The 7,959-nt window shown below is 43.7% G+C and carries 12 protein-coding genes; all 12 read left to right on the forward strand.

Annotated elements, in window-relative coordinates:
• Positions 1–148: 148 nt before the first annotated feature.
• Entirely contained in the window at positions 149–442 is a 294-nt protein-coding gene (locus tag FTU12_RS15905; protein WP_120402447.1) for an HNH endonuclease, read from the forward strand.
• Positions 439–594, forward strand: coding sequence for a hypothetical protein (locus tag FTU12_RS15910; protein ID WP_180076898.1), 156 nt, complete (start codon positions 439–441; stop codon positions 592–594). The genes FTU12_RS15905 and FTU12_RS15910 overlap by 4 nt, the downstream gene beginning before the upstream one ends.
• Before the next feature lie 108 nt (positions 595–702).
• Complete coding sequence (locus FTU12_RS15915; protein ID WP_180114963.1) at positions 703–1,155, forward strand: terminase small subunit; 453 nt, start codon at positions 703–705, stop codon at positions 1,153–1,155.
• 4 nt (positions 1,156–1,159) lie between these two features.
• Entirely contained in the window at positions 1,160–2,839 is a 1,680-nt protein-coding gene (locus FTU12_RS15920; RefSeq protein WP_180114964.1) for a terminase large subunit, read from the forward strand.
• A gap of 60 nt (positions 2,840–2,899) precedes the next feature.
• Positions 2,900–3,493, forward strand: a complete 594-nt coding sequence (locus tag FTU12_RS15925) for an HK97 family phage prohead protease (RefSeq protein WP_180114966.1) — start codon at positions 2,900–2,902, stop codon at positions 3,491–3,493.
• The gene (locus tag FTU12_RS15930; RefSeq protein WP_180114968.1) at positions 3,490–4,839 is read left to right on the forward strand and encodes a phage major capsid protein; all 1,350 of its coding nucleotides are present in this window, start codon (positions 3,490–3,492) and stop codon (positions 4,837–4,839) included. Before FTU12_RS15925 ends, FTU12_RS15930 begins: the two co-directional genes overlap by 4 nt.
• A 76-nt stretch (positions 4,840–4,915) precedes the next feature.
• A complete protein-coding gene (locus tag FTU12_RS15935) occupies positions 4,916–5,083 on the forward strand; it encodes a hypothetical protein (RefSeq protein WP_180114970.1) in 168 nt (55 codons plus the stop codon).
• A 10-nt stretch (positions 5,084–5,093) separates the two neighbouring features.
• Positions 5,094–6,530 (forward strand): phage portal protein, encoded by a 1,437-nt coding sequence (locus FTU12_RS15940; RefSeq protein WP_180114972.1) that lies wholly within the window; start codon positions 5,094–5,096, stop codon positions 6,528–6,530.
• Positions 6,527–6,817 (forward strand): head-tail connector protein, encoded by a 291-nt coding sequence (locus FTU12_RS15945; RefSeq protein ID WP_180114974.1) that lies wholly within the window; start codon positions 6,527–6,529, stop codon positions 6,815–6,817. Before FTU12_RS15940 ends, FTU12_RS15945 begins: the two co-directional genes overlap by 4 nt.
• Positions 6,818–6,825: 8 nt before the next feature.
• Positions 6,826–7,155, forward strand: coding sequence for a phage head closure protein (locus FTU12_RS15950; protein ID WP_180114975.1), 330 nt, complete (start codon positions 6,826–6,828; stop codon positions 7,153–7,155).
• 7 nt (positions 7,156–7,162) lie between these two features.
• On the forward strand, positions 7,163–7,630 hold the full coding sequence (locus tag FTU12_RS15955; protein WP_180114977.1) for an HK97-gp10 family putative phage morphogenesis protein: 468 nt from the start codon (positions 7,163–7,165) through the stop codon (positions 7,628–7,630).
• Positions 7,627–7,959, forward strand: a 333-nt coding sequence (locus tag FTU12_RS15960) for a DUF3168 domain-containing protein (protein ID WP_180114979.1), incomplete at its 3' end; no start/stop codon positions are given. The genes FTU12_RS15955 and FTU12_RS15960, both read left to right, overlap by 4 nt.

Here is a 7,959-nt window from a genome sequence, read left to right on the forward strand (position 1 = left end):
CCGAGATCGTAAAGCAGAACAATCAAGTGCTGCAACAGAACAGTCAGCTGATTCAGATAGTGGTAACACAGAGCAGTCAGATTCAGGAGTTGCTACTTCAGTTAAATCCCGACGAGGACGAGCCAAGCCAACATGGGTATCTTGATTCATGAAACTCCCAAGACTTCAAACCAAGCTGCAGGCGATGACACCGAAGCAACCAAGACTTGAACCTAAAAAGAATTGGGGAAGTGGTCGAGGTGGTAGACCGTGGCGCAGACTGAAGCAGAAGATCCACACTCGTGATGAGTGGACATGCCAGTGCTGTGGTCGTGTGACAATGGATCTTGAGTTAGATCACATTAAGAATAAGGCCCAAGGCGGAACGGATGATGAATCTAATCTGCAATCGTTGTGTGCGCCGTGTCATAAAGAGAAGACTCAGAAGGAAAGCAGGCTATGAGTAATGAAGAACTATTAGAACAACTTGAATCAACTGCAAACTTTATGCGAGGCATGCAGTTTGATCCACGAATCCCAAACGATACCAAGCAAGCACTAATTGAGCGTGCGCAAAATATCGATGCATTAGTTGAAAAGTATTTGGAAAATTAAAGATGGTGGGGGGAGGTAAAAAGTTCAAAAGGCCAAGCCAGCGGACACCGCCCGCCATCTCATTTATAAAAAAATTTCCCATTTCACAAATATGTTAAAGGAGGGCACATGGCTTTAACAGCTAAAAAGAAGGCATTTGCCCAATCTAAACATGATGGTGCAGATAACAAGCAGGCCGCTATTTTCGCGGGTTACAGTCCTGAATCAGCGTCACAAGCCGGGTCGAGATTAGCTAAAGATCCTGATGTGATTGCATACATTGAAAGGCTTAAGATTAACACCGACGTTAAAGTTGATTCCAAGCCAGAATCACGACCAATCATCACTAAAAAAGACATTGAAGCTGCTGGCAGTCGTGCTGACCCGCTCAAATTTTTAGAAGAAATTTGGACTGATCCTGTCGAAGATATGAAATTGCGAATGGATGCAGCAAAAGCAGCCCTTCCGTATTTCCATGGCAAGGTTGCTGAAAAAGGCAAGAAAGAAACCAAAGCCGATGAAGCTAAAAAAGCCACTCAAGGCGGGAAGTTTGGAACATTGGGCTCACAGTTGAGAAGTTAAATTTATGTCAGCAATGCTCCCAGAATGGTCGACATCTCTTCCAGACTGGGAGGAACGTATTGTCGCTAAAAAGTCACTCATGCCATGTGCTCCACTTTTTCCCGAAGTGGCTGATGTGGCAGAGCGGATTTTTAAAGAATTAATTTTGGTCGATGTGATGGGTAGCCCAAAAATGGGTGAAGTCACATTGCCATGGGTGATTGAATTTGTCCGGGCAATCTTTGGTGCTTACGATCCTGAACAAAAGAAGCGTTTAATTCGTGAATTCTTCCTACTGATCTCCAAGAAAAACACCAAGTCGACGATTGCGGCTGGCGTAATGATGGTGGCCTTGATCTTAAATGATCGTATGTCGGCTGAGCTTATTCTGTTGGCGCCCACAAAAGAGGTCGCGGACAATAGTTTTAATCCAATTCGAGACTTCATTCGAGCAGATCCTGAGCTTCAGGAAATGTTCAATGTGTCCGAGCACACCAAAACAGTCACTCACTTGGGCACTAATGCGACCTTGAAAGTGATTGCTGCTGAAAGTAATGCTGCTGCAGGTAAAAAGGCCTCAATCATTCTGATCGATGAGGTTTGGTTGTTTGGGAAGCGCTCAAACGCTGAATCAATGTTTCGTGAAGCAAAAGGTGGCCTGGCATCACGGCCAGAAGGCTGTGTGATTTACCTGTCCACCATGTCGGATGAAACACCATGCGGTGTGTTCAAGCAATTACTGGACTATGCGCGTGATATTCGGGACGGTGTGAAGGTCAATCCGCAGTTCTTACCGCTGATTTACGAGTTTCCAGAATGGATGCTAGAAGCGGATGAACATTTAAAACCTGAAAACTTCTACGTTACCAATCCAAATTTAGGCGCATCGGTTGATCTAGACTATCTGATTAATGAATTTGAGAAGGTTAAAGATGCTGGTGAAGAATCACTTCGGGACTTTCTTGCAAAACACTTAAATGTGCCCATCGGCCTAAACCTTCGCGCCAACAGATGGGCTGGTGCTGAATATTGGCTGCAACAAGCCAGAGATACAATCACACTTGATCGATTGATTGAAAAATCAGACGTAATCACACTTGGTTTGGATGGTGGGGGGCTCGACGATCTTTTGGGGTTTAGTGCTCTTGGTAGGCTAAAGGGAAATTCTCGAATCTGGTGGCTCTGGAATCATGCTTGGTGCAACAAAACCGCAGTCGAAAGACGTAAAGAGAATGCGCCAAAGTACGCTGACTATGAAAAGGAAGGCAGTCTGACCATTGTTGATCGTGTTGGTGATGATATTGACCAGCTCGCATTGATTGCAAAAAAGGTATATGACTCAGGCAAGCTCGATAAAGTTGGACTCGATCCTCTTGGCTTGGGTGGTCTACTGGATGGCTTACTTGATGCTGGCATTCCTGAAGACAAACTCATTGCGGTTCAACAGGGATTTAAGCTCATGTCCTACATCTTAACAACCGAACGAAAGCTTGCTGAAGGCAATCTTTACCATGCAGGGCAAGGCCTTATGTCGTGGTGCGTAGGTAATGCGCGTGCCGTCGTGAAAGGCAACGGCATGATGATCAGCAAACAGGAATCAGGTGTTGGGAAGATTGATCCATTGATTGCCACGTTTAACGCGGTGGCACTTATGAGTATGAATCCTGAACAGGCCGAAAAAGAATACAACGTCTTTTTCATTTAGAAATATGCAATTTATTGACCTCCTTATTTGGAGGTTTTTTCATTTTAGGAGAAAGCCTCAATGGGAGCTTTATTTAAGAATTTCAGCTCATTTGAAATTAAGAGTTTTGATGAATCTACTCGCACATTTACCGGCACAGCCAGCACAAGCAACCCTGATCGCGTAAAGGACATCATGGTCCCAAGCGGTGTGCAGTTCACTTTGCCAGTACCGCTTCTATTGCACCACGACAGCAAGTTAGTCGTTGGTTACGTAACGAAAATCACTGTTCTTGAAAACACGATCGAAGTTGAATTCTACATTCCTGAAATCAAAGAAGAAGGGAAGCTCAAAGAGCGTGTGGATGAAGCTTTCCAAAGTGTCCAATACAAACTAATTACCGGACTGTCGGTTGGCTTTAACGCTGATTGGGAAAGTGCCGAATTTATTCAAGGTGGCGGCATTAAGTTCAATAAATGGGAACTTATTGAACTGTCACTTGTAACCACACCGTGCAACCGTGAAGCGGGCGTGGATTACGCAAAAGCATTTGAGGAATACAAAGCCGCGTTGGGCAATGAACCTCAGCAACCCGCTGCAGATGGCGATTCATCTGAGCAAAAACACATTGTCGTAAAACTGAATTGCCCAACAAAGGGTGGAGTAAAACTATGAATAAGTATCTAAAGCAATTGCTTGATGCATTAGCCGCCAAAAACCTTGAGCTGCAAGGTCATATGACTAAATCATTGGACGCAGGTCAAACACCAGATGATGCAACTGAAGCCTCAATTCAAACAGTTGAAAAAGAAATTGAAGCAATTGAAAAGAATATTGCTCGTGTCCGTAAACAAATTGAAGAAACGGAAAAAGCTGCAAAATCTGCTACAGCTGCAAAAGGTGAGTCTGAGCAGGAAGCAAAAGACACGGCTGAAAGTAAAAAAGAAGTGCCACGCATTCAGGTGGAATCAAACCTGCCTAAAGGTATTGGTTTTGCTCAATTTGCGCGTGCAAAACTGTGCTCACAGCTTGCAGCAAAAAACGGTAACTATATCTCTCCAATGGATATGGCCAAGAGCATGGGCTTTGGTGATGAAGTTCAAGATCTTGTCACCAAGGCAACACTAGGTACCACAACTGGTGAAGGCTTTGCATCAACACTGGTGCATGAAAACCGCTTAGTTGGCGAGTTTGTTGACATGCTTCGTGCAGCGACTGTGTTTGATAAGCTGAGCGGTTTTCGTGCTGTTCCATTTAACTCAAAGATTCCAAGTCAGTTGACCAGTGGTACTGTTGCTTGGGTTGGTGAAGGTGCGGCCAAGCCATTAACAAACCCAACATATGGTGAAGTTGAAATCAAAGAGCATAAGCTTGCTGCAATTACTGTCTACTCGCAGGAATTAATGCGCCGCTCTGATCCGGCTGTCGATATTCTTGTTCGTGATGATTTAATCGCTGCATCATCAGCATTAATTGATACCACGTTCCTTGATGCTGAAGAAGCAACTACAGCACGCCCAGCTGGTGTGCTTGACGGTGTAACTGCAATTACTCCAACAGGTGTAACTGCAGCAGCGTATGAGGCCGACTTGCTAACATTGATTAGCAGCTTTGTAACAGCAAACCTGTCATTAGATGGTGCTTACATTCTGATGTCAGAAACTCGTGCAGCTCAAATCAGCTTGCTTCGCGATGCCTTGGGTAATACTTATTTCAATGGAATGTCGCTTCGTGGTGACCGCACACTGATGGGTATCCCTGTAATCACTTCTCAAACCGTTGGTGACAAGATCATTCTTGTTAAGACCTCTGAAATCTTGCTTGCACAAGACGGTGGTGTTGATATCTCTTACTCAGATCAAGCAACACTTGTTGATGGTCAAACCACTCATAACTTATGGCAGCAAAATAAGTTTGCGGTACGTGTTGAGAAATTCATCACTTGGGCAAAACGACGCCCGATTGCTGCAGCAGCGATTGATTACACGCCAGCTGAAGCTCCAGAAGTACCAGCAGGTTAATGTCTGAAAAACAGCTCCTTAATTGGGGCTGTTTTTATATCTAAGCATCACAATTGTTTAGCTATAGGAACAGTCTATGAAGATTAAATACTTGAAGGTTATGCACAACGCCAATCCGGGTGATGTGCTTGATGTAACCGAGTTTGAAGCAAACATTTTGATTAAAACAGGTGTAGCGGAAGCTTACGAAGAACCTAAAAAGACGACTCGCAAGACTAAAACAGACACCACAGAGCAAAAATAAGGCGGTTTAGATGGGCATTTTTGACAGACTTTTCCGGAAAAAATCACTGCAAAGTGTCCAATCAAACCAAGGATGGACGTCTTTGTTTGTGCAAGAGCCATACTCAGGTGCTTGGCAGAAAAACGATGAACTGACTCGTGAAGATTTGGCGGCACATCCTGCAGTTTTCTCATGTATTTCCCTGATCTCTCAAGACATTGGAAAAATGGGTGTTTTGCTTAAAAGGCAGAAAGGCGAAATTTTAGTTGATGCGCCCATTCCTGATGACTTGGTTGTTCTTAAACGTCCAAACCATTACCAAAACTGGCAGCAGTTTTTAGAATTCTGGATGATCTGTCGAAAGCTCCGTGGTAATGCATACGGATTTAAGGTGCGTGATGTATTTGGGCAGGTAGTTAAAATTGTTATTTTAAATCCAGATCAAACAAAACCACTGATTAGTGATGATGGGCAAGTCTTTTACCAACTTGGGATTGATCGGCTGAATGGCACAGAGTCTGTTGTTGTTCCAGCCTCTGAAATTATCCATGATCGTGAAAACTGTCTCTATCATCCACTAGTAGGTATTCCCGCTATTACTGCTTATGGAATTTCAGCTGGACTAGGTTTAAACATTCTAAAAAACTCCAAAACTTCTTTTGGGAACATGAGTCGACCAAGCGGCATTCTGGTTGCACCTGGTGCGATTTCAGAAGATAAAGCACGTGCCATTGGTGCAGCATGGAATGCGAACTATACAGGCCAAAACATCGGTAAAACTGCGGTACTTGGTGATGCTTTGAAATATCAGCCAATCAGCATGACAGCTTCGGACACTCAAACGATTGAGCAGCTGAAAATGTCGAATGAAATTATTTGCTCAGTGTTACATGTGCCAGCGTTTAAGGTGGGTTATGGAACAATTCCGGCAGGGCAGAAGGTTGGTGATTTGAATGAAATCTATTTTTCTGACTGCCTACAAAGCCCGGTAGAAGCTATTGAAAACCTGCTTGATGATGCATTTGACTTAAAAGCGCGTGGCCTTGAAATATTTCTTGATGTTGATTCTCTGCTCCGCATGGATAAAGAAACAAAAATGGGCATTCAGGAACGCGGAGTTAAGGCTTCAATCTTTACTCCAAATGAAGCGCGTCAGCAGTTTAATTTAGAGCCTTTGGTGGGTGGTGACACGGTTTACATGCAGCAGCAGAACTATTCGTTGGAAGCATTGTCTAAGCGTGACCAGTTGGATGACCCTTTTGGCAAATCTGCACCAAATACGCCTCAAAATACCGAAAATTCAGACCCAAAAGGCCAATATCAAGGCGTTTTTAAGTCAGAAAATCAGTATGAAAAAGGCTCTTTTGTGACACATAAAGGCTCGTTATGGCACTGTGAAAAAGACCATTTAGGTGAATTTAGCCATGAAAACTTTAAATTAGCGCAAAAGAAGTGGGGTGAAGAATGAGTATTGTGGATTTAGAAACACTTAAGCTTCATCTCCGCTATGACGATGATGCAAACGATACGATGCTGCAAGGTTATTTAGATGCCGCTGATAGTGCTGTTAAAAATTACATCACAGATGAATTTGAGTCTGAATATCCGAAAGCGATTCACCAAGCGATTCTGATGCTTTGCGGGTATTGGGATAAATATCGAAATGCTGAATCAGATGCACCGTTAAACGGTAATTATCTGCCTATGCCAGTGCAAGCCTTGTTATATCCATATCGTAAGCCAACTGCTGTTTAGGAGGTTTTATGACCCAAAACGCTGGCGAACTCCGTCATCGCATCATGGTGCAAAAACTAACATCTGGTAAAGATGATGACGGTTATCCAATTCCTGAACAGTGGGTTGATTACATGCCTTTGTGGGCCAAAGTCACCCATTTATCAGGTAAGGACCTAATTGCCGCACAAGCAAGTAATTCCAAAGTCGTCGCACGTGTAAAGATCCGCTATCGAGAAGATATCAACACGGCCATGCGAGTGATTTACAAAGGCAAAACCTACGCTATTGATAGTCAAGCGCTTGAAGATACAAACACAGGTTACGAGTCGGTGACGTTCTTGCTTTCAACTATGTGAGGTGTTTATGTCACTTGATGTGCAAATACATGGCATTGATGAGCTAAATCGAAAGCTCAAGTTATTGACGAGCGGTAAGGCAGCCAAGCGCATAGCACGCAAATCAGCCCGCCAAGCAATGAATATTGTTCGGGATGCAGCACGAGCAAACGCCAAAGCGATCGATGATCCCGAAACAGTAGAGAAGATTTGGAAAAATATTGCTGTTTCAGGCGGTAAAACTCGAAGCCAAAATGAAATTGTGATGCGTGTTGGTGTGCGTGGCGGTGCTGCACAGAATGCAAATACTGATCGCACAGCCTTATCTAAATTATCTGGTGGAATCACGACCTATTGGAGATATTTGGAGTTTGGCAGTGCCAACATACCTGCCACACCTTTTATGAGACCCGCACTAAGCACTAATATTCAAGAAGTCACAAACAAGTTTTCTAATGTGTTTGGTGCTGAATTAGATAAGGAACTCGCAAAATGACAGCTCCAATTGCTCGAACGATTAAAGCCGATACTTATTTAGCATCAAAATTCGGAGATCGAATCTTTTTAGGCCAAGCAGACATTGGTGTAGCAGTTCCGTATTTGGTTTTTCAAGGCATAGGCTCAGAACCTGAAAACACTATTGATTGCGGTGCTATTGACGACAATGACTCTTATCAAATGGTGATCTGGCATTCCAGTCCTAAGGAAGCGGAAGATTTGCGTTTAAAGGCCCGAATAGCTTTAGAGCAAGCAGGGTTTTATTACAACGGAAAGCATCCTGATAGTATTGATGCTGAGACCAAATTGCATGGCCGTGGTTGGGAT

Origin of the sequence: Acinetobacter sp. YH12063 (genome assembly GCF_013419715.1) — a bacterium.
In the GTDB taxonomy this organism is placed as follows: Bacteria; Pseudomonadota; Gammaproteobacteria; order Pseudomonadales; family Moraxellaceae; genus Acinetobacter; species Acinetobacter amyesii.